Below are 21,790 nucleotides of genomic sequence, written 5' to 3'. Positions count from 1 at the left end.
AGACGAAGGACATGGAAAAGATGCGCGCAGCACGACTTCATCAGATTGGTAACCCCATGGAGATTGACGAGATTCCTGTACCTACTCCCGAAGTAGACCAGGTTCTGGTCCGCGTCGAAGCATGCGGTGTTGTTCCCAATCTTGGCAACGTAATCAAGAACTACCCGATTTGGTTCCCAGACCTCCCGCTGCCAGCACTTCCGGCCATCTTCGGGCTAGACCCAGCTGGCGTCGTTGTTGCCGTTGGTAAGCGTGTCTTTGATTTCAAGGAAGGCGACCGGGTCTACGTCAATCCGGGGCGCGCATGCGGAGCATGTCGTAGCTGCCGTGCCAACGACGCGTTGAGTTGCGAGCGCTTTGCTTTTTCGGGCTACTTTGGGTTCTCGGCGCAGGCTAACGAATTGCTACGCCATTATCCATACGGCGGCTTCGCCGAATATATGACGGCTCCGCAACAGAGTCTGGTTCGTCTGCCTGACTCAGTGACCTTCGACCAGGCCGCTCGCTTCGGTTACCTGGGGACTGCCTACGCCGCACTTGCGCGGGTAAATGCAGGCCCGGGGCAGACGGTCATCATCAATGGGGCCACCGGCACCCTCGGGCTAGGAGCCGTTCTGCTTGCACTGGCTCGCGGGACGACCAAAATCCTCGCAGTGGCTCGTGACATGAGGCTGCTGCAGCGGGTCGAAGAACTATCGCCCAGACGAGTTGAGATTTTCTCGACTACCTCAGGTCAGTCACTGGCCGACTGGGCTGCGGCATGTACTGGAGGCAAAGGCGTCGATGCGGTCGTAGACACACTCGGTCCCGGAACGCCGTCGAAGGCTGTCACCGATGCGCTCGATTGCTTACGTCGTGGTGCGAAAGCGGTGAACGTCGGTGGTGTTTCTGAGCTGGTTCCGATGAACCTGTTCAAGCTAATGGCGGCGCAGATTCAATGGAACGGTTCGAACTGGTTCAGCGCAGCGCAAGGACAGGACATGGCGGATATGGCGGCATGCGGGCTGCTCGACCTGTCGGTTTTTGAAACGACCGCTTTTCCGCTCGACCGTGTCAATGATGCGCTGTCCACAATCGGTGGCCGCAACGGCGGATTCACCAACTTTGTCGTAAAGCCTCAGCACTAACGGCCGAGCTCTCGGTGGGCGCCCGCCGTCGGCACGCTGGCCTCGTGCTTGGCTACGGGCCGGTGTCTTCCCGGCCGCCCAAGAGCGAGCGTCGAGGCTAGCCTTGAGATACCGGACAGGGTGGTAAAGTTAGCGCCCTGAGGCCAACGGCTGACGGGCGACGCTGGCTCCGAGGGGCATTCACAAAAACAAGAGATGTACACGAGAGAGAATGCTGCAACTCGGCCGAGAAGCATCGGCCCGTACTCGCAAGCCATCGCAAAGGACGGTTTTCTCCTGCCGAGAAGCACCAATCTGCAGGAGCCGGTTACAGCGTCAGGAGTTCTTCCGTGATAACGAGGAAACGCTCGATGTCGGCGCGTGAATGACAGTGAAGCGGTGAGAGCCGTACGGCACTTTTCAAGCCAAACGACTTAAGCATCCGTCCTGAGTACACGCTGGTCTCAACCCGTTCGTAGACGATAACGCCTCGCCTCTCATATTCGCGCACCGCCTCAGTTGCTTCGAGGTTTGAGAAGCCAATGCCTACTATAAGGTCGCGACGAGTGAAGTCGTCATGGTCCCAATACACCTCGACACCAGGCATATGCCTTAAGCCTCGCTGCGCGCCTTGCCCGTCAAGTAATGCCAAGAGGAGAGCTCGTTCTTGCAGTTCGATGCGACGCATGCCTTCGAGAAACAGTGCACGACGGTCCTCCGAGTCGTTAAAGCGCGCGCCTAGCCAAGCGACATAGTCGACGATTTTGGTCACCATCGCGAACTGGCCCGGAGTCGGGGTGCCTAATTGCCATGCATCTTGTGGCTTTGCGAGAAGTCGATGATGAGGAAACTTAGCAACTCGCGGAGAAAGCCATGCAATACCCGAGCCGCGGCAGCCAAAAAACTTGTACGGTGCGAAGTTGATACCGTCGACAGGTGTCTTCTGGAGGTCTATCACGCCATGGGGCGCATGCTGGACCGCGTCCACGACGATGTAAAGGTCCTGATTCTTCGCTCTCGCTTTCTCGACGATGTCCGCGAGGTCAAACTTAGCTCCCGAGATGTTGGACGCGTACATGACGCTGAGTAGAACGGTATCGCCATCTACCAGCTTTACAATATCGTCGACGTCAACACCCCCCGTTTCAGGGTTACTTGGTGCGACCCGCAACTCCCTCTCTGTACGCTCGCAATACATCTTCATCGAGTCAAACGATGACGGATGCTCGAGGATAGTCGTAACGGCATTGCCTCCCGGGACGTTCTCCATGATGGCTCGCACCATGTCAAACATCGCCTCAGACGCCGTCAGCGCTGTGAAGATGCTTCCATCCCGTGCGTTGAGAATAGTCTGGATGTCACTTTCTCCGCGCGCCATGACCTCCTGCAACCGAAGAGCGCGGCCGTGTATTCGTTCGGGATTGTCAGGCACCGTATCCAAAGCGCTTAACGAATCAACAGCTGCCTTTAGGCGGAACGAGCCACCCGCATTGTCGAAGAACAGCCGTCTTTGTCCGTCGGCGTCGGCGTCGACATGGTGGAATCGGCCCTTGATTTCTTCCATCAAAGGTTCCGAGAAGAACTCTCCGCGGCTGCTCATCCGACATACTCCCGTAATGCATTTGTTAACGAATTTGACTTGTCCCGCTGCGCTGCGCGACGCCAGTCAATCAGGGTCCCGCCACTTCGCTTGAGCACATCGCGATGTTGCCTAGGCACTCCGAGAAAGCGATTGACCTGCTTTACGCCGGCCCCGTGGACTCGCTTACGTGACTATCTTGTCATGCAGCAGTTTTTCAATCCATTGCTGTTCACGTCGGCCAGTGGCAATCTCGTCCTGAATCCCTCGCTCTTTTTCAGCATGTTTGCTCGCAAGAGCCAACAACTCCTCCGCGCTATCCTGCGGGAAGAACACGACACCATCTTCGTCGCCAACAACCAGGTCACCCGCGTTCACAACCTGTCCGCCGATGGAAACCGGGACATTGAGTTCGCCCGGACCGTCCTTGTATGGCCCGCGGTGGCTAATGCTACGGGCATAGCATGGAAAAGCCTCAAATGCTGCAACGTCACGGATAGAGCCATCAATGACAAATCCAACGCAACCGTGTTGTTCAGCATGTAGCTTTACCAGTTCGCCGACTAATGCGTTGTGTTGCTCCCCACCCCCGTCAACGACCAGAACATGGCCGGATTGCATCATCATCAGCGCTTTGTAGATGATGAGATTGTCGCCCGGGCGCGTCTTCACCGTGAATGCCGTCCCGACCAACTTGCCAGTCTTGTTAAAACGTGTGAGTCCGACTGCTCCGACCAAGCGACCCATGTTGTCGCTAAGGTGTGGCGTCACAACGTTCTTCAGACGGTCGATAACACCTTCGGGCGCAACATTCGGCGCCGGGTTAATCCGAAAACCGGGAAGACTCATGAAAAACTCCGTTCGAGGATGCCAAACACTAGAGCATCATGGGTTGAACAACAGGGGCCGGGAGAGGATAGAAAACCAATCCTCACCTCGGGGTCGACGTCACGTCGAGGACGAACCATTTGCAACCTGGCCTAATGAGCAGGCGCGAACGCGGTCACCTCGATTTCCACATCGACCCCTTGTGAAAGTTGTGCTTCGACAGTGCTCCGCACCGGTAACGCGTTCTTGAAGAACTCCGCATACACGGCGTTGAAACGAGACATCAGCTTGATGTCGGAGAGCCATACCGTAGCGCGCACCACTTGGGTCATGTTGGAATCGAGTTCAGCGAGGGACGCCGCGATGGTTTCCAGGACATTTCGGGTTTGCACTTCGATGTCTCCGCGTAGCGGCTGCAGTTTCTCGTCCTTTGGCGTCTGGCCTGAGAGAAACAGGAAGTCACCTGCTCTGACCGCTTTCGACAACGGCGCGGTGAGAGGGCTCGGGTAACGGGTAAGTTGGTTTTTGCTCATGATTTCCAAAGACTTCATTTGAGCCATCGAGGGTCGGCGCCCAGCAACGGCGTTGGGTTACTAAACGGTCGCGTGCTCGTGGTGAAGGAACCGCTCAAGACGATACGGCTCCAGGTCGACGGGTGCTTCTTTGCCTTGCATGAGCGCAGACACACAGCGAGCTGTGATTGCAGATAGAGTTAGTCCGTTGTGAGCGTGGCCGAATGCATAGGCGATTCGCGGTGCGTTTCGCATCAAACCTATTGCGGGAAGCCCATCGGGCAACGAAGGGCGCACGCCCATCCACGGCGTCGCATCCGCCTCATTTACGTTAGGCAGGTAGCGCTTCGCAAGTTTGAGAAGCATCCATGCACGGTCCATGTTGGGCTGCGAATCGGCTCGCGCGAATTCAGCAGTGCCCGCGAGACGCAAGCCTTCGTCCATCGGCGTTGCGGCAAAGTGCGGCTCGCCAAAGACAATTGGACGCTTGAGGCGTACATCTGAAGACGGCAGCATGAGGTGATAACCACGCTCCGATACAAGCGGCACCTTAATGTCAAGACGCTGCAGAAGCGCTCCGGTCTGAAATCCCATAGTCAGGACCACGCGGTCAGTGACGAAGGACCCACTTGCGGTATGAATCCGAACGCCGCTATCTACGTTTTCAATGCCGCGGACTTCATCGGTATTGAATTCGACGCCCGCCTTCCTGAGCCGCTTGACGTAGAGTTCACCCAGCCCCCTGGGATTGCTGCAACGGCCAGAGTTCTTGAAGAAGATGCCGCCAACCATGTCCTTACTAAGCTCCGGCTCCATTTCTGTAATTAGTTCTGCTGAAATTCTTTCAGCCGCCAAGCCAAACGAATTCCAGATTGGCAAAGAGCGACATTTTGCTTGAAGGCCCGCGAGCGTCCGGAACGCGACCAATCCGCCTTCGCGCGTGAGGAGCTGCTGCGCGTTGGCGGCGGTCAGAAGCTCATCAAAGCTCTCGTATGCGAGCGTGGTCAAGCTTGCCAGCCCAGTCAAAATATCCTGATAAGAAGCCGGCTTGAGCGCCGCTACTGCCTTGATAGCCCAAGGAATCATCTTGGTCGCATAGTCGGGCTTGATAACCAGGGGGCCTTCTTTCGACAGCATGAATTTTGGCAGTTGGCGCAGCATGTGCGGCGACGCCGGCGGAAAGATGTTGGCTTCCGACAGGTATCCGGCGTTTCCGTACGATGTGCCATGCATTGGCTCGCCCTTTTCGACCACCGTAACCTTGAAGCCATCGAGATGGAGCTTGAGTGCGATGGACAGTCCGACGATTCCCGCTCCAAGGACTGTCACGCCACGCGATGCTGCGCCGTTATTTTTCGGATGCGTCATGATTTAATGCGACCGGATGTCGGACAAGAATGCCTTGGCTCGTGCATGCTTCGGCGCAGTGAAGAACTCGTTCGGTGCCGAGCGCTCAAGAATTACACCGTTGTCCATGAACCAGACGGTGTCCGATACCTCTCGTGCGAAATTCATCTCATGCGTGACACACACCATCGTCATTCCATCCTTTGCGAGCGACTTCATCACGTTGAGGACTTCGCCGACCATCTCAGGGTCAAGTGCTGACGTGGGTTCATCGAACAGCATGACCGGAGGCTCCATGGCAAGTGCCCGCGCAATTGCAACACGCTGCTGCTGACCGCCGGAAAGCTGCTGAGGGTAAGCATCTGCCTTGTGCGCGAGACCAACCCGCTCGAGAAGCGTCATAGCTTGCTTCTTCGCATCCGCAGGCTTTTTCTTGCCCAGTTTGACGGGTGCCAGGCAAATGTTGTCTGTGACGGATAGGTGCGGGAAAAGGTTGAAAGACTGGAACACGAAGCCGACACCCGTTCTGAACTCATTCACGTTCGTCGACTTCGCATGGACGTCGCGACCGTTCAGTTCAATCGTTCCAGACTGAATCTCTTCCAGCCGATTGATGGTACGAATGAGCGTGGACTTTCCGGAACCCGACGGCCCGCATACCACCACGACCTCGCCCTTCTTTACCTCTGCGGTTGCATCAGTGAGGACGTGGTGTGTGCCGTAAAACTTGTTAACCTTCGAGAACCGTATCATTTTCCAAACTCCTGGTTACAACGTCCGTGCGGCAGCGCCGGCGGGTTACGCTGCGTTCGAGATGGTGGGCCACTTGAGTCAGGGCAAAGCATGCCGCGAAGTAAGTCAGCGCCAGAATCATGAAGACAGCGAACGGACGGGTCAGCAGATTGTTGTTCACAGCGTTGGCAGCAAACGTGAGCTCCTGGACGCTGATGACGTAGCCAATCGAGGTCTCTTTGATGGTCGACACAAACTGACTGACGATGCTCGGAACCATGTTGTAGAGTGCCTGCGGCAGGAGCACAAAACACGTCGTCCGCCAGTAGCCCAAACCAAGCGCCCGTGCTGCTTCAGTCTGCCCCTTCGGCAACGAGACGAGACCGGCCCGAATAACTTCCGACAGATACGCAGCTTCGTAGATGACGAGCGTACAAAGCAGCGCGGTCACACCTGAAACGTTATGACCGAGCAGAACCGGCACCAGGAAATATGTCCAGAAGACCAGCATCACCAGCGGAATGCCGCGGATGATGTAGACAAACACTGTCGCCGCAGATGCGAGCCATTTGATTGACCCCGTCCGGCACAACGCGAGGCCAACGCTAATCGGGAAAGAAAGGCCCAGACCGAGAACCGACAGAATCAGTGTCAGCGCGAGGCCGCCCAACGGACCACTCGGATATTGCCCAATCAGAAAAACCAGCCAGTTGTCTCTGATGATGTCAATCATGACTACCTCGTCGGAACGCTGCTACGCCGTGACACAATCGCTCCGAGCGCCATCAGGCCAAGTGAAACAGCAAGATAGAAGCCGGTAGCGATGGCATAGGACTCGAAGGTTCGGAACGTCTGGTTCTCTACCTCACGAACTGCGTAGGTCATTTCTGCAGCGCCCACGACCATGGCCAAGCTGGTGTTTTTGAACAGTAGAACGGTGTGGTTGATAAATGGCGGCATCGAAACGCGAAACGCTTGCGGCAAAATCACATATCGCATCGAACGCACATAACTCAGGCCGAGAGAGCGTGCCGCTTCATGCTGCCCCCAAGGAACCGACCGCAATCCGCTTCGGATGTCTTCAGAGAAGTAAGCCGACATACAAAGCCCGATTGCGATGCCCGAGAAGAACATCTCGCCGTTGTGCGCGTTGACCCAGCTTTGCCAGCTGTCTGGCAGCAACGTGGGAACGCCGAAGTACCACAGGATGATTTGCACCAGCATTGGCACGTTCTGGTGGTAGGCGACGAAGCCCGCAACGACACGTTCGGCTATCTTGTTCCCGGTGGCTCGTACAACCGCGAGAGCGGTTCCAAGGCCGACGGCCAAAATCCAGCTTTCAGCTGTCAGCGCGAGCGTGAGCTTGGCGCCCTTAATCAGCTCCGGTCCGTAGGGCGCGGCGAAGACTGCACTGAAGTCGAGGTGTAGAGACATCAGGAACTCCTTTAATACGACGCCTTGCTGCTTTCGAGCTTGCTCAGTTCGTCGGAATCTGCGCGGTCTTGAAGGTGCGGGCCATCTTCAAACTGGATTTTTCCCCAAGCCATTTCTCAAAAATCTGCTGGGACTCGCCGCTCTTTTCCATGTTGTCGAGGGCAGTGTTCACGGCTTCGAGCAGCTTGGGCTCACCCTTCTTCAAGCCGAGTCCCCAGTATTCAATGCCAACTGCAGGTGTAAGGACGGAAATCTGATTCGCATTGGGGCCGAGCTTCTCGATGAAGCGTCGCATGAGCGTTTCCGAGAGCACGAAGCCGTCAACCTTGTTCTGCACCAGAGCCATGAATGCGGACGGGCCATCGTCATAGCTCACGAGTTGTGCCGTCGGAAGGACACGCTCAATCACCGGGATGTTGCTGGAGCCCTTGATGGTGCTGACCCGCTTTCCAGCGAGGTCGTCACGATGCTTGAGGGGACTGGTCGCCTTCGCAGCCATAACCTGCTGGCTGACGAAATAGGCCTTCGAGTATTCGACCTGCTGAGCACGCTGCGCGTTATAGCCAAGAACCGCAGCTAGGATGTCGACACGGCCCTGAGTCAGTTCCGGAATGCGCGAGTCGAGCGACATGACCTTCAGCTCGGGTTTCACGCCGAGTTGCTTCGCAACCCCCTTACAGAAATCGACGTCGTACCCGACAACTTCGCGGGTGTTCGGGTCCTGAAATCCAAATGGAGGCAACGTACTCAGCACGCCGCACACCAGGGTACCGCGTGATTTGATGTCGGCGAGTTCGTCGGCGTGGGCGATGCTTGCCCAGGCGCTGGTAGCGAGCACTGATGCGAGGCACAGCAATTTGAAGGTCGTTTTCAATTCCGTCTCCGTAATAGGAAGGCCGCGATGAAATCCACATTGAATCCGCCGCCATTGAGAAATCATCCCAAAACTATATAATTAGAGAAAGAGATATTTTTCGATATTTCTTCATGCGAAATTGAGATGAAACGGGCGGGATTTCCCTATGACCACCTTTCGACAGTTAGAGGCCTTGGTGTCCCTTGCGGAGACGGGCACGTTTGAGGGGGCCGCCGAAAGAATTGGCATCGCGCAGTCGGCCGTGTCCCGCCATATCAAGGAATTTGAAGAGCTGTTCGGCTGGCCCTTGCTGGACCGAACGAGACGTGCCGCGCGTTTGACGCTGGAAGGCGGAGAGGTGCTGGCGCGCGCACGCACCATTCTTCGGCAGCGGGACGCAATCATCGATGCCGTTGCCAGAAGTGACGTGATTCACAGAAAGGTGCGCCTCGGGGTGACAGAACTCTGCGCGCTTACATGGCTGCCGCGACTCATGGGACTTATGCGCGCCTCCTTTCCCTCGGTGACCATGGAACTTGTTGTTGACCACAGTCTCGCTCTGCACGAGGGGCTGATTGCTGGCGAAATCGATTTGGCGTTCGTTCCCGATGTATTCAAGTCGGCTACCTTGCCCTCATTGCCCTTGGCAAACGTTCGTCATCACTGGTGCTGCAGCCCAACCTTCAATGCACCATTGACAGAGATACCGGCCAGCGCATTGGCTGCATACCCTCTGCTGATGCAACAGGCACCCTCAGGTATCGCAACTGTCATTGAACCGTGGCTCGCAAAAGCAGGAGGCCGCAGCCGAAGCAGCGTCGGAACTGCGAGTCTGGTGGCCCTTGCAGGCATGGCCCTATCGGGGCTCGGGATAGCGCTGCTTCCAACCGCTGTTTGCTCGCCTCTGATAGGTACGGGTGTGTTGCGTGAGGTGAAAGTAAATCCGCCGCTCCCCGAAATCCCTTATGTTGCGTTGACGCGCGCTGATGCAGCGACCGCTTTCCATCAAAGGATTACCGGATTGTCGCAATCATGCTGCGACTTCGAGATGTCGTATCAGTTGCAGGCGCTCGCGAAAGCCAGGAAACACAGCGAGATGCGATGATGTTGACAATAAAGCAACTCGAAGCGTTTTACTGGGTGGCTCGCCTCGGCACTGTTGACCGCGCTGCAAACAAACTGCACATAACACAGTCGGCCGCGACCAAGCGCCTCCAAGAACTCGACGCCATCGTTGTTGAACCAGTTTTCGAGTCACGACGCAACAAATCGAAACTGTCTGCGAAAGGCCAAGAGCTATTTGCGTTGTGCAAGGACCTATTGGAGAGTGTCGCTCACCTTGAAGAACTCCAGTCCTCGACGCGCAGCGTTGCTCGGATACTTCAAATTGGAATGACTGAGCTCGTTGCAACAACCTGGTTTCCTCGCTTCGTCGGGAAAATGAAGGATATATATCCCAACGTCCTTGTTCAACCTGAGCTGGTACACCTATCAGTAGAACTTCGTGCGAAGGTACTTGAAGGTTCGCTTGATATGGCTTTCATACCTGATGCTGAGATGCCGAAGGCGTTGACCCGCGTCGAACTGAATTCGGTTCCGTTCGCGTGGTTCTGTGCCCCTGGTATATTCCCCGCAGACACACCGGTCACACTGCAACAGTTGTCTGAGTCTGCTGTCATTGAACAGGACGAGCGGTCCATCATCACGCAGCTATGCAGGCGCCTGTTTAGTGAAGCGGGCGTGGAACCAAGACGCTTGTTTGGAGGCAGCAGCGTGTTGGCGATGGCGGGATTGATTGAAGCGGGAATTGGCATCAGTTGCTTACCAGAGTCAATCGTGAGCAACTATGTATCGACGGGGCGTCTGCAGATGGTACGTACCCGGCCCCCAGCGCCGTCGTTGCGCTACTGTGCCATCTTCATGAACAACCCACAGTCGCGCATCGGATACTCTGTCGCAGAGATTGCTCGTCAGTGCAGCGCGTCGGCTTAAGTTCGAGCCCCGCCACGTTTATCTCGCAGTTACATCTATCGCCATCAGCTCCCTACGGCACAGCTCGCACGCAGAGGAGACTACTCGTTCCGAATTCACCAGCTGCAATGAGCGATTTGGCGCAGGATAAGTGTTACCGAGGTAGCCGTGGAATAGAACCTGCTGTTTCCGTCGGCTGCGTCGGCTTTCCCAACGGACGGGCTCGCTAGTCATTGGTCGCAGCCAGCAGTTGCCGCGTGCGCTTCATGACCCAAGCCACCCCGCGCTGCGAGAAATCCCATTCCCCGGCGTCGACCTTCACTCTCACCCCTTTCTCGGCGCGGGTCAACGCCACGTCGAGCGGCAAGCCCGAGCTAGCAATCTTTCGCGATGCATACGCGGATAGCTGGCTAGCAAGGTCCTCACACGCGTCAATGCGCACCCACAGTTGCTCCTGCTGTTGATACGCGCATAGAACTGACCGACTTCCGCTAGAAATCAGGGGTGGGTCAATTCTAGATGCAAAAAGTGGGTCAGTTCGCGGCGCAAATCAACAGCTGCTCGCTGAGCCACTCTTCTTGGGTGCCGTTCCATTCCTCGAATAAGACCAGCGTCCGTAGGTCAGGGCGTGAGGACTACAATGCGCTTTCCCTCGGCTAAAGTGTCTAAATAGGGCACGGCAACGCCAATCAACCACCGAACCTGCCTATAAAACCAGAAAGGCTAGGCCTGCGATTATGGTTGGCATGAGCGCGGCGCCGAGCAGTTTCATCGGACTGACTGCGCCTCCCTCAAACCGGTTTCCGAGTATCGCGAGGCCGGCCGGGTTCGGAGCATTCGCAATCACCGTCAATCCTCCGCCCGTCACCGCTCCCGCCACGAGCAGGTACTTTGCGCTGTCTGATAAGCCAGGTATGAGCGACCCGAGATAGGTGATGGCAGCGTTGTCCATAACTGCCGTCAGACCTGTTGCGCCGAAATACAGTGTCAACGCATCCATGGAACGCACTATCGGCTGAAGCCACCATTGCTGTAGTCCGCCGAGCACAACCAGGCCACCAAGGAAGAAAGCAACCAGAAGGCTTTCGCGCAGCATGAGAGGCGACTGATGGCGTTCGTAAGCGTGCGTGTAGCCCAGGAAAAAGAGGAACGCCCCGATGAACACGACAGCGTGGTGGGAGTTGATGACGACAAGCGCGAGAAACCCGAGATGGACTAGCGTGACGCCAACCGGAACGCGTTGGGACGATGAGGTTGTACCACCCTCGCTCCCTTGGGACGTCGGCACGCTCCTGGCAATCAGGGCGACGAAAGCCGTAGCATTGAAAACAACTGCGAGCGCTGCTTTCCATCCGAAGGTGGCTGCCATAAACCCGGTGCTCCAACCCCAGGCACTCGCGACCATCAACACCGGCGGTGCTGCATACGCCGTCATGACCCCACCGATGGACACATTCACGAAAAGCAACGCCAGGCCGAAATACTTCACCCGCTCGGAACTTCGCGCGGAGAACAGGGTGTCGCGCAGCAATAGCGCGGCGAGTGTCATCGCCGCAGGTTCAGTGATGATGGAGCCCAAAAGGGGAACGGCGCACAGAGAGAACCAGATAACGGCAACCTCCGTGCGCACAGGCAGAAACCGCGCAAGCCGCATCACAATGGTCGTCACCAGCACGAGAATAGGTCGACTCGCGGCGACCACCATAATGACAAAGACGAACAGCGCCTCCGTAAACTCGCGATGCTCCAGGTACTCGATGGTCACGTGTGACCCGACGAGCGCCCACATCACGAGACACAGAATCAGCGCCCAGAATCCGAAGACGACCTCCACCTCCGCGAGGAAGTGGAAGACACCCGCATGCCGTGGGAAACGGTGCGAGAGCTTCTCAATGCGTGCGACGGCGAACGTATGAATGAGAGCAAGGGCAAAGATAACGGCGGCAGAAATTTCAACAGAATGGGGCATTGAACAAAGTGCTGGAGACGCTTTCGTGTTGACGACCCGTCATAATATTACAAACACCCTACGCACCAATTATTTCAGCGGCGGCGACGTTGCATTCGCGGCACCTGCTCAGGCTAAGATGAAACGCTGGACGAAGGCCAGCTGACTGATGCTGCAATCGCCTGGAGAATCCGACATTACCATGCGCTACGCCACCTATTCCCAGCGCGCCCGTGCCTTGTTCATTGATTCGCTTTGGTGGACCGTCATCGTGCTCTTTGTGCCTCTCGGACCGTCGACTCAAGACCTGCCGCGGGCGCCTGCCGCCTTTGCTTCGACCCTTGTCTTATGGCTACTGGTAGGCCAGTGCGTTCCGATTCTCGTGACTGGCATTCTTTGGGCCGTATGGGGTACGTCTCCCGGTAAGCGCGTCTTGCGATTGCGAATCGTGGATGCGGATACAGGTGAGCCAATGACGGTCGGGCAAGCTTTCTTGCGCACAGCGGGCTATATGCTTACCTTTGCAACGTACGGAGCGGGATTTCTATGGGTTCCGTTCAATCCGCGACGGCAGGCGCTGCATGACCGGATAGCAAATACTGTTGTCGTTAGCGAATACCTTGTTTCTTCATAGACTTGCAACCCGTCATCTTGATTCCCAAACCAGCCGTCCGACGTTCACTTGCAGTAGCTCGCTGGTTTCGCACCGCTTCAAATTCCGTAGAGATTTCCTCCATCGCCTAGGTCTCGCTTTCGCGCGGCCAGATTTCTCCGCGCAGCATGTCCCGCGCGAAATCATGCCCCTTCTGCGCCGTATACGTACTGCTGCCCGTTGACCGGCGCAGCCGCGCGACTGGTCGGACATCAACGGCAGCGGTCGCCGGACAACCGGTACTGTGGGATAGCCTTGAGATACCGGACAGGGCGGCGAAGTTAGCGCCCAGAGGCGAACGGCTGACGGGCGACGCTGGCTCCGACGGGCATCTCACGATGCTTGGAACGTGTCTGAAGGCTTCGGGTCAACAGCGACTGCCCTCGGCGTGGGTCTCGCCGAGGATTGATAAGCGTCGCTGTTCGCAAACCTCGCGCCCTGCTCAACCGGCGCGTTGGGGCGGTGATGCGCACGTGGCTGGGAGGGCGTTTCCTCGTGGGCAGCCCGTGGCTCGGCGTTCGCTGCGGTGACCCAACTGGCGCGCTGGCGATTTGTGCCGCGGCCGACATAGTCTGGGGCGGAGGGCGCCGTTACAGCGCGGGACGCCGAAAGAGGCCCGTCATTGCCGCGATACCCGTAGCGCTGGCCAGAATGACAGCTCCGGCAGCACCTGCAACCAGAGGATGGATAGGCTGCGCTGCGGTGAACTGGAAGTCAGTTAGTGCTCATCTCGCGCTCCGATTGAGCGTGTCAGCAAGAGCGCCTAGCCAGCAGGACGGTGCACCGGGTCAGCGTCGCTGTCCAGATGGCCACGACGTGGATTCGATGGCGACTAGGTCGGCAACGGCAAGCGCCGCGCTGCTGGGAGCCAGTGAGGTCTTGACGGTTGAGAACGGCTTCATCTGGCCGGCAATTTAAATGGACCAGTTCGCCTCGTGGCGAGCTATGTTGACTGAGGGTGCGGAGCAAATCCATGGAGCAAGTCGAGTATGAAGGTGCAATCAATCGGTTGGTTGCAGCGGTAGAGCGGGTGGCGTCGGGTGCGTCGGAAGAGCGGAGACTGGATGCTCTCGGGATTCTGGCGTTCTTCCGACTTCGACGCGCACGCATCGCCGAGCAGGACGTTCCACGAATTTCGAACGGAGAGCTCTTTGCGCAAACCGCGGCCTCGGCACTTACGATGGCGGGACGCAAGGAGCTTCTCTCGGCATCTGCGCTTCTCGACCAAGCGCGGACGCTCTTTGAGGCTTAGCTGGTGTTAACGCCCAGGCGGTTCGTCGTCCGCTTGAGTGTCGAAATATCGCTCTTGCCTTTCGTCTCACTGTTCCCGGTGAGTCCGGACGGACCCTTCATGGACGAGGTACTCGCCCTCATATCCCAGTGCGCCGCGCAGGTTTCCGCTTCCCGGCAGTCGTCTGACGTGCGGCCGGCTCACAAATAGAAAGTTCGTGACCTCAGCGATGGTCGTGGTTGGGCTTGGTTAGACGCGGGTGACTAAAGAGCGGTCCGCGCTCATTTTTGTTTGTTGTGCCAGTCCGCAGCTCGCGAGAGGCGCGCGAGTTCTTCCAGCGCCCTACGACCACGCCGTTTTGCTTTCAAGCGGTAGGTCTCGCAATATCAATAACGCTTTGCAATCGCAGGCATCGTCTTCGGCCACAGTGAAGGCTTCTATGAACTTGCGCTCGCCTCCAACGACCCACTTGTCGGGAGTCCCCGGATGATTTCAGGACGAAAAAGGCGCCGAATTCTGGCTGGCAGCTTCCGCGACAAATGGTACGAATAAAGGCGGTCTATCGAACCAGGAACCCATAAGTCAAGGGGTCACGCTCGTCCACAATCCAATTCGCAAAGCCGCAAAGGTATGCGTTGCCTTCCACCTCCGGGATGACTGCCTTGAAGTTGCCGACGGTCGTTTCGCTGAGAACGCGGCCTTTGAAAACAGTCCCGATGATAGACTCATTTACAAGCGTCTCGTCTTTGCCCAATTCGCCGCGTAGGTAAAGTTGAGCGACGCGACCGCCTGTTCCAGAGCCAGTCGGCGAACGGTCCACCTCCCGGTCGGCAAACACACAGCAGTTGGCTTGCGTGGAACCTTCATGCCGCGGTTTGTTGACAACAATGGTCCCGTAGATGTGATTGATTTCCGGAATGTCGGGATGCTGAACCGGGAATGCCTGATTTGCAGCGTCCTTCACTTCGGCGCCGAACTTGATGAGCTCTTCGAGAGAAGACTCGCGCACTTCAAGACCGTGCGGCGCGCCGTCCGTGTAGAAGTAAAATGCGCCACCGAAGGCGATGTCGCCCTTGACCGCGCCAAACGACGCGGTCTCGACAGTGACATCTCGCTTCCAGATAAAGGACGGCACATTAACGAAACGGACACTGCCCGCGTGCTCGCCGTCCCACTGCACGAATGCCTCGATGAATCCGCACGGCGCATCGATACCGATGCGGGTTTCGGGCACCTGACGTTGCACCCACCCCAGCTCGACCGCCGCCGTCGACAGTGCGATGACACCGTGCCCGCAATGGTCACTGTAGCCTTCGTTGTGAAGGAAGATGATGCCGAAATCAGCGTTCGGGCTAACCGGCTCCGTCAGGTAACCGCCGTACATGTCCGCATGACCGCGAGGTTCGAACATCAGGGCTGTGCGGATTTCGTCGGCGTTCTCCTTCAGCCACGCGCGTCGCTTGACGATAGTGTCGCCAGGCAGGCGCGGAAGACCGCTGGTGACAATGCGGAACGCTTCACCGCCGGTGTGAACTTCAACAGTCGAGATGGTGCGTGTGATTTTCATGTTTGCTTCGGTGAAATCTGTGGATGCCCTGCTTTTGCTCACCGCACGGGACGGCAGCGATTTAAATCGACGCTACTTACATATCAGCGCCGATTCGACGGGCGTTTGAGTCGAGCGCCGAACGCGCTACGCGGCACGCGGCCAAGTCCCACGCAGCGCAGCCAACACTCTTGAACAGAATCGGCGCACTCGGCTTCAGCTCGCCAGCTAGTGCCTTGGCTAGCGAAGAAACTGAGGCCCACTCAACCCTAGCCTGGATAAGGTCGCCCGCTTCATGCATTGCGCCGACAGGGTCGTCTACAACCAGGAAACTTCCGTCGACGGTTTCCTTGCCAATTTCCGCTGCGTCTGCCGTGAAAGCGCCGACCCCGACAACGAGACGGCCAGGTCGCGCCGTTAAGGTGTAGACCGGAGACTTGCTGGTTGTCAAGGTGATGACGACTTCAATGCTGTCGGGAATCACGTCGCCATCAAGGACATACAGGTTCGGTGCTACCGACCGGCTCCGAGCCACGAAGGCCTCCGCGGCCGCCTGCGAGTTGCCCTTGACGAACAGTTTGGCCTCCGGGAAGGAAGCCGCGAGAGCTTCCGCGTGGTTAGCCGCCTGTTTTCCTGTGCCGATGATGAGAGTTTCGCGCGGAGCCCTGCCATGCAGGGTCTGGATGCCCAGCACAGTGACCGCTGCCGTCCGCCGCCCGGTCACCGTCGGCCCGTCGAGCACGAACAACATTTCCCCGGTGTGCGCGTCGCATGCGATGACTTGACCATGGATGGTCGGAAGCTGGCGTTTTCCATTCGAAGGACACACGGTCACCAACTTATGGATGGCGATGTCTTTAGCACTGGCAGGCATCGACAGCATCAGTCCGCTTTCCTGCATCGGAATGGCCAGGCGCTCGGGACTCACGATGTCTCCCGCGCCGTATTCGATGATGGTTTCCCGAAGAACGCGCACCAGCGAGGGATAGTCCAGCAGCGCAGCAGTTGCATGGGCGTCGAAATTTCGGGTGCTGAGAGAAGTCATGTTCGGGTTCGCCTTTGGAGGGGTGGGCGCGACCGATGCCGCGCGCCAGCAGTTCACTCTGCGACTGGCTCGAGCAGTCGGCCGGCCTCCTTCATACACACTCCAGCCTTGATGACCACGGGAATGTGTTCGCCTTGCCCCAGCAGAAGGGAAATGTCCTCAATCGGGTCACCGTCGACCACGATGAGGTCAGCCACGGCTCCGACGGCGACCGTTCCCCGCACGCCTGCTTCACCCGTGATTTCGGCGGCAACGCAGGTTGCCGACCGGATGGCTTCAACGTTGCCGACGATTTCTGCCCGAACCGCGAACTCGTCGGACTGGAAGGAGTGCAATTCTCCCAGCATGTCTGAGCCGAATCCGACCTTCACGCCTTCGCGCGCCATCAGTGCAAGCGCCTGCCGACCCACGGAGCGCGCTCCCTCAATCTTTGCGAGCGATTCAGCGGGGAAACCGAGCGCAGGACCTTGTTCAACGAGACGGTCGAGAGTGGCGATTGTGGGCACAACCGCTACGCCACGTTCCGCCAACAGACGGGCAGTCTCCTCGTCGATGAGGTTTCCGTGCTCGATACATTTCACCCCGCACTCGACGGCCCGCCGGACGGCACGAGCGGTGTAGGCGTGTGCCATCACGTAAGTCCCGGCAGCCTCCGCTTCCTGGACCGCGGCACGGATTTCATCTTCCGAATACTGGGTGTTGGTGATGGGGTCGTTGGGCGAAGCAACACCGCCCGACGCCATTATCTTGATTTGGGAAGCACCTTTGAGGAGTTCTTCGCGTACTGCCAGGCGCATCGCCTCGACACCATCGACCACCCGGGCAATCGCTCCCTGACGTCCCAGGCACCCGCAGGCATCGTCAAGCTTGTCATTGCGCTGACGGAAGTCGCCGTGCCCACCAGTCTGCGATAACGCCTTGCCCGACGACAGGATGCGCGGGCCCGAAAGCACGCCGCTGTTGACAGCATCGCACATTGCAAAGTCCGCGCCACCTGCATCACGAACGGTGGTGAACCCGCGATTCAGCATGCCGCGCAGGATGGGCAACGTCCTGAACGCAGCGAGGAAGTTTGGCATCATCGCGTTAGCGCCCAGATTCGCGTGCGACGCGACGACGTGGACGTGCAGGTCGATGAGGCCCGGCAAGACGGTACGCCCGGGAAGACTTATCCTGCGGGCATCGGCGAACGACGATGGTATCTGCCCTATTGCCGCAATCTTCCCGCCGGCGATGCAGACATTGGTGTTCGTCTGGCGTTTCTTCGTTGCGGGGTCGAATATATTCACCCCTTCGAATATCAACATGTTCATGTGAATTTCCTCAAGTCTGGTATGGCTTTGTCAGCAAGATGCCGAGCAGGCTAACCACCGCGGCGAAGATGATGTAATAAGACGCAGACTCGGCGTCACCCGTGTGTTGGGTAAGCCAGGTGATGATGAAAGCGGCAAAGCCACCGAAGATGGTCACGGCGCCGTTGTAGGCCAAAGACAATCCGGTCGCACGGACGCGGCTCGGGAACATTTCCGTGAAGAGAGCCAGAATCGGGCCGGTGTATGCAGCAATGAGCACGCCGAAAATCGCCTGGAAGGTCAACAGCGTGGCAAAGTCAGGCGATTTGATTAGATGAGAGAACAGTGGATAGCTGGCCACCAGAATGGCGAGCGCAGCAACCGACTGGACCCGCCGCTTGCCGACCTTATCCGACAGTGCCCCGAACACGGGCGCCATGACCATCAGCACGACGCCGCTGACGACGCCCGACGTGAAGCCCTCACGCTGAGTCATGTGCAGATACTTCACAACATAAGTCGGGATGTAGAAGAGGATGACGTACGTGCAGACGGTCCACAGTACGACCATCAGCAGGCTGGAGAGCACCTGGCGGGGATACTCGCGAATGACGTCACGCAGCGGCGTGTTGGTGTGGTGCTTCTCCGATACGAACTCGGGCGTTTCCTCGATTTTCAGCCGGATGTAGTAACCAACCGGGGCCACCAGCATGCCGATGAAAAACGGAATGCGCCATCCCCATGCGGTCAGCGAATCAGCCGACATGCTCGACGTGATGAGCGTACCCCTAAGGCTGCCGATGACCACGGCGAAACCAATGCTAGTCTGAATCCAGCTCGAATAGAAAGCACGGCGTTTAGCTGGAGCATGTTCGGTCAGGAACGCAGTAGCGCCGCCCATTTCACCGCCAGCGGACAGGCCCTGCAGCAATCGCGCGATGACGATAAGACACGGCGCGGCGATGCCGATAGATTGATTCGTAGGGGCGAAAGCAATGATGCCCGAGCCGAGCGCCATGACGAGCATGGCGAGCGACAGGGCTCGCTTGCGACCCACCTTGTCGCCGTAGATGCCGAAAGCGATGCCGCCGAGCGGTCGCATCACGAAACCAACGCCAAAGGTTGCCAGTGATAACAGCAGCGACGTTGTCTCGTTGCCTGCGGGGAAAAATAGCTTACCGATAGTTGCGGCGAAGAACGCGTACCCGGAAAAGTCGAACCATTCCAGACCGCTGCCGATGACGGTGGCCAAAATCGCCTTCCGGCGCGTTACCGTCCTTGCGGGCGGCTCGCCCACCAGTATGCCGTTTGATGCACTCGTTGCCATTTAGACCTCTCTGAGTTGTCGCTTTGCGAGGTGAGCGTCCGCGATTCGTCACGCAATCAATGTAATTTTTGGCGTGACGGTCGCATAACGCTAAATTCGCAAACGCGCTTGCAAAAAACGCAACCGCGTCCAGAGGCTTGCAACGGGGGACGTCAGAAAGCGGGTGTCTGGCTAATTACCCACTCGCGGAACCGACGGGCAGCCGGTGTTTCCGCGCGCTCTGATGGCCAGGTGACAAAGTAGGAGCCGCCCATTGTGGCGTGAGAGCCTGATGCCCTGACGAGCGCGCCGTGCTCGAGGAGCGGGTCGATAACCCGGTTCCAACCGAGCGCGACGCCCTTGCCATGCGTCGCAAGCTGGACAATGAGTGGGTAGCTGTTGACGATGATGGTTTGATTGAGCGCTGGTCGTTCAAGGCCCGCCTTTTCGAACCAGGTGTGCCACGACATCCAGCTCCGCTCTGCGTCCTCAAGAACAAGCAGCGTACAAGTCAGCAGTTCCACCGGCTTCAGTTTGCGCCCATCGAGATAGGTAGGCGAACACACCGGAAAGACCTCTTCGTCGAAAAGCTTCCGTGTGTGCGTCCCGGGCACCTCGGCGTTGCGCAGATAGAAAATGCCTACATCGTATTCCGCTGGCGAGACGGCTCCAAAGTGGTCCCGCACAATGATGCGCAAGTCCACATCGGGATTACCGTCGATAAACGAGCCGATTCTCGGCGCGAGCCAGAATACCGAAATGCCAGCCGAACAGGACACCGTGAGTCGAGACCTGACAACGCGAGCCATCAGACTCGAGGTAACGCTGGTGCACAGCTCCAACATGCGCCGCACATCCACCGCATAGGTTTCCCCGGCCGGCGTGAGCCTTAGGGCGTTGTGCTCCCGCACGAACAGCCGGCGTCCCAGGAAATCTTCGAGTTGAGAAATCTGGCGGCTCACAGCACTAGTGGACAAGTGCAGTTCCTGCCCCGCGCGAGTGAAGCTCAAATAACGGGCGCTAGCCTCGAATGCTTGCAGACATGCGAGTGGTGGTAACGGAGAGAGAGCCATAGCGTTCGGCGGACTGTCCAGGTTGTGTTAGAGCAACAGGATAGCCCAACGACGTCAGCCGACGGTCATGAGTGTCCGCAGACAGCTTCACGGCCGAACAAAAGTCGCTTGGATAGCGGAGAAATGAATCTGCATATTGTCTGCAAGCCTCGTCGATTGCGCGCGGAGTCTACCGACGCGGCCGGAGTGAAGTGGGCTCCGGCCACTTCGGCACTAAACAGACTGCCATCAGCGTGCAGCCGCTCAACTTGCTTCCCATTCGCGCGAATGCGCTCTCTGAAGTCGTTGGGTGGCACCAATCTCTATTTGCAATCATTTCGCGACGGGCGACGACTGCTTGCTGCTGGAGACAGCGCGTCGAAGTAGTGTAGGTGCCGCAAACAACGTCTTCTTCGCGAGCAATCACATTGACGGGAATTGGCAGTATTACCGCTTCATCAGGTTTGAAGCGACTGCTGAGAGAGCGAGTCGTCGGGAGCTCCGATGGCTCGATGCGGTCGGATGCAGCTGCCAAAGCTACCGTGTCTAGAGGGCAAGTTCCGACCGTAGCACCTTCCAAGTGAAGTTCTTTTGCATAGGCGGCGAGCCGGTCGCCGACACGAGTTTTCAGTGCATCAATGAATTGCTTGGTTTTCGCATCGACGCGATGGGTATAGCGCGTAGACACTTCTCGCGTGAGTATGGTACTGCGGCAGCACTCGCTCGAGTGAACCGCTGCGAAGGTCGTCCATCGCAGTGAATCCGGCAATCAAACCAATTCCAGCGCCTTCACGAAGAGCCATCGACATTGAGTCGAGGTCGTTCACGCTGAAATGCGGTTCAGCCGGCCGAAAGCTGGCGTTGTCAGAAGCGCTCTGTAGCTGCCACTCGTCTGGCGCGTAGACGACTGTCCCGAGAAGGATGCATTGGTGGTCAAGCAGGCCTTTAATCCGACGGTCACGTGCAGCATTACTTGCCTCCAGTGACTTTGTGAACGCGCTCCGCGAGCGCCACTGCCTCGCTTGGCGACATGGGCAGCGGCCCACGCGGCGCTACGTTCAAGACCCAGTGGGCCAATTGGGTCACAAACGATGCGTCGTCTGCGTTCAGCCCGAGCACCGTCAACGACTGCACCATCGATTCCAAGTCGGGAGAGCAGCAATAAATGGCATCAAAAGAGGCACGTACGCGCGTGGATTCTGTCAGCTCGCCATCGCGTGCGTCGGCAATCAGAGTCTCGTATCGCATATCAGCTCCAGTTTTGATTTAAGTTCTCCCAGCACCGCGGGCTCGCTTATACGAAAGAGCGGGTTTATGCGCGCCTGGATTTCGCGCATCTTGCTGTAGCAGGCC

General features: G+C 57.7%; 21 protein-coding genes. 5 read left to right on the top strand and 16 right to left on the bottom strand.

Annotated features, from left to right (window positions below; translation table 11 throughout):
* The first annotated feature begins 11 nt into the window (after window positions 1-11).
* On the top strand, window positions 12-1,127 hold the full coding sequence (locus tag B0G73_RS14415; RefSeq protein ID WP_106281769.1) for an alcohol dehydrogenase catalytic domain-containing protein: 1,116 nt from the start codon (window positions 12-14) through the stop codon (window positions 1,125-1,127).
* A 307-nt stretch (window positions 1,128-1,434) separates the two neighbouring features.
* Here B0G73_RS14415 and B0G73_RS14410 read toward each other — a convergent pair whose 3' ends face one another.
* The 8 genes from B0G73_RS14410 to B0G73_RS14375 form a co-directional block, all read right to left on the bottom strand.
* A complete protein-coding gene (locus B0G73_RS14410) occupies window positions 1,435-2,670 on the bottom strand; it encodes an aminotransferase class V-fold PLP-dependent enzyme (RefSeq protein ID WP_374957008.1) in 1,236 nt (411 codons plus the stop codon).
* Between the two features lie 201 nt (window positions 2,671-2,871).
* Window positions 2,872-3,534: an RraA family protein gene (locus B0G73_RS14405; RefSeq protein ID WP_106281765.1), complete on the bottom strand. Its 663-nt coding sequence runs from the start codon at window positions 3,532-3,534 to the stop codon at window positions 2,872-2,874.
* A gap of 131 nt (window positions 3,535-3,665) precedes the next feature.
* Window positions 3,666-4,064, bottom strand: coding sequence for a RidA family protein (locus B0G73_RS14400; RefSeq protein WP_258193314.1), 399 nt, complete (start codon window positions 4,062-4,064; stop codon window positions 3,666-3,668).
* Between the two features lie 42 nt (window positions 4,065-4,106).
* On the bottom strand, window positions 4,107-5,393 hold the full coding sequence (locus B0G73_RS14395; protein WP_106281763.1) for an FAD-binding oxidoreductase: 1,287 nt from the start codon (window positions 5,391-5,393) through the stop codon (window positions 4,107-4,109).
* Window positions 5,394-5,396: 3 nt separating this feature from the next.
* Window positions 5,397-6,125, bottom strand: coding sequence for an amino acid ABC transporter ATP-binding protein (locus B0G73_RS14390; RefSeq protein WP_106281762.1), 729 nt, complete (start codon window positions 6,123-6,125; stop codon window positions 5,397-5,399).
* Window positions 6,103-6,837, bottom strand: a complete 735-nt coding sequence (locus B0G73_RS14385) for an amino acid ABC transporter permease (RefSeq protein WP_106281760.1) — start codon at window positions 6,835-6,837, stop codon at window positions 6,103-6,105. Before B0G73_RS14385 ends, B0G73_RS14390 begins: the two co-directional genes overlap by 23 nt.
* A gap of 2 nt (window positions 6,838-6,839) precedes the next feature.
* Window positions 6,840-7,538 (bottom strand): amino acid ABC transporter permease, encoded by a 699-nt coding sequence (locus tag B0G73_RS14380; protein WP_106281758.1) that lies wholly within the window; start codon window positions 7,536-7,538, stop codon window positions 6,840-6,842.
* A 43-nt stretch (window positions 7,539-7,581) separates the two neighbouring features.
* A complete protein-coding gene (locus B0G73_RS14375) occupies window positions 7,582-8,412 on the bottom strand; it encodes an ABC transporter substrate-binding protein (RefSeq protein ID WP_258193313.1) in 831 nt (276 codons plus the stop codon).
* Window positions 8,413-8,560: 148 nt separating this feature from the next.
* Here B0G73_RS14375 and B0G73_RS14370 point away from each other — a divergent pair, with 148 nt between their 5' ends.
* Window positions 8,561-9,499: a LysR family transcriptional regulator gene (locus B0G73_RS14370; RefSeq protein WP_106281755.1), complete on the top strand. Its 939-nt coding sequence runs from the start codon at window positions 8,561-8,563 to the stop codon at window positions 9,497-9,499.
* On the top strand, window positions 9,496-10,386 hold the full coding sequence (locus B0G73_RS14365; RefSeq protein ID WP_258193312.1) for a LysR family transcriptional regulator: 891 nt from the start codon (window positions 9,496-9,498) through the stop codon (window positions 10,384-10,386). Before B0G73_RS14370 ends, B0G73_RS14365 begins: the two co-directional genes overlap by 4 nt.
* A gap of 685 nt (window positions 10,387-11,071) precedes the next feature.
* Here B0G73_RS14365 and B0G73_RS14355 read toward each other — a convergent pair.
* Window positions 11,072-12,334: a putative Na+/H+ antiporter gene (locus B0G73_RS14355; RefSeq protein WP_106281753.1), complete on the bottom strand. Its 1,263-nt coding sequence runs from the start codon at window positions 12,332-12,334 to the stop codon at window positions 11,072-11,074.
* 181 nt (window positions 12,335-12,515) lie between these two features.
* Here B0G73_RS14355 and B0G73_RS14350 point away from each other — a divergent pair, with 181 nt between their 5' ends.
* Together B0G73_RS14350 and B0G73_RS14345 are read left to right on the top strand one after the other, a co-directional pair.
* On the top strand, window positions 12,516-12,947 hold the full coding sequence (locus tag B0G73_RS14350; protein WP_106281888.1) for an RDD family protein: 432 nt from the start codon (window positions 12,516-12,518) through the stop codon (window positions 12,945-12,947).
* Between the two features lie 991 nt (window positions 12,948-13,938).
* Window positions 13,939-14,217 carry a hypothetical protein gene (locus tag B0G73_RS14345; RefSeq protein WP_106281751.1) on the top strand — a complete coding sequence of 93 codons (279 nt, stop codon included), beginning with the start codon at window positions 13,939-13,941 and terminating at the stop codon, window positions 14,215-14,217.
* A gap of 538 nt (window positions 14,218-14,755) precedes the next feature.
* Here the strand turns inward: B0G73_RS14345 and lhpH are convergent.
* The 7 genes from lhpH to B0G73_RS14310 all read right to left on the bottom strand — a co-directional run bounded on the left by lhpH (window position 14,756) and on the right by B0G73_RS14310 (window position 21,685).
* Complete coding sequence (gene lhpH, locus B0G73_RS14340; protein WP_106281749.1) at window positions 14,756-15,763, bottom strand: trans-3-hydroxy-L-proline dehydratase; 1,008 nt, start codon at window positions 15,761-15,763, stop codon at window positions 14,756-14,758.
* Window positions 15,764-15,839: 76 nt separating this feature from the next.
* Window positions 15,840-16,787: a bifunctional Delta(1)-pyrroline-2-carboxylate/Delta(1)-piperideine-2-carboxylate reductase gene (lhpI, locus tag B0G73_RS14335; RefSeq protein ID WP_106281748.1), complete on the bottom strand. Its 948-nt coding sequence runs from the start codon at window positions 16,785-16,787 to the stop codon at window positions 15,840-15,842.
* Between the two features lie 53 nt (window positions 16,788-16,840).
* Window positions 16,841-18,100, bottom strand: a complete 1,260-nt coding sequence (locus B0G73_RS14330) for an amidohydrolase family protein (protein ID WP_106281746.1) — start codon at window positions 18,098-18,100, stop codon at window positions 16,841-16,843.
* 10 nt (window positions 18,101-18,110) lie between these two features.
* Complete coding sequence (locus B0G73_RS14325; RefSeq protein ID WP_106281744.1) at window positions 18,111-19,406, bottom strand: MFS transporter; 1,296 nt, start codon at window positions 19,404-19,406, stop codon at window positions 18,111-18,113.
* A gap of 152 nt (window positions 19,407-19,558) precedes the next feature.
* A complete protein-coding gene (locus B0G73_RS14320; protein ID WP_106281743.1) occupies window positions 19,559-20,458 on the bottom strand; it encodes a LysR substrate-binding domain-containing protein in 900 nt (299 codons plus the stop codon).
* A gap of 614 nt (window positions 20,459-21,072) precedes the next feature.
* Complete coding sequence (locus B0G73_RS41215; RefSeq protein WP_258193310.1) at window positions 21,073-21,483, bottom strand: LysR substrate-binding domain-containing protein; 411 nt, start codon at window positions 21,481-21,483, stop codon at window positions 21,073-21,075.
* On the bottom strand, window positions 21,407-21,685 hold the full coding sequence (locus tag B0G73_RS14310) for a hypothetical protein (protein ID WP_106281741.1): 279 nt from the start codon (window positions 21,683-21,685) through the stop codon (window positions 21,407-21,409). Before B0G73_RS14310 ends, B0G73_RS41215 begins: the two co-directional genes overlap by 77 nt.
* Window positions 21,686-21,790: the final 105 nt, after the last annotated feature.

Source organism: Paraburkholderia sp. BL25I1N1, assembly GCF_003002025.1.
Lineage (GTDB): Bacteria > Pseudomonadota > Gammaproteobacteria > Burkholderiales > Burkholderiaceae > Paraburkholderia.
The sequence above is the reverse complement of the archived record's forward strand: the minus strand, read 5'-3'. Positions and strand labels throughout refer to the sequence as shown.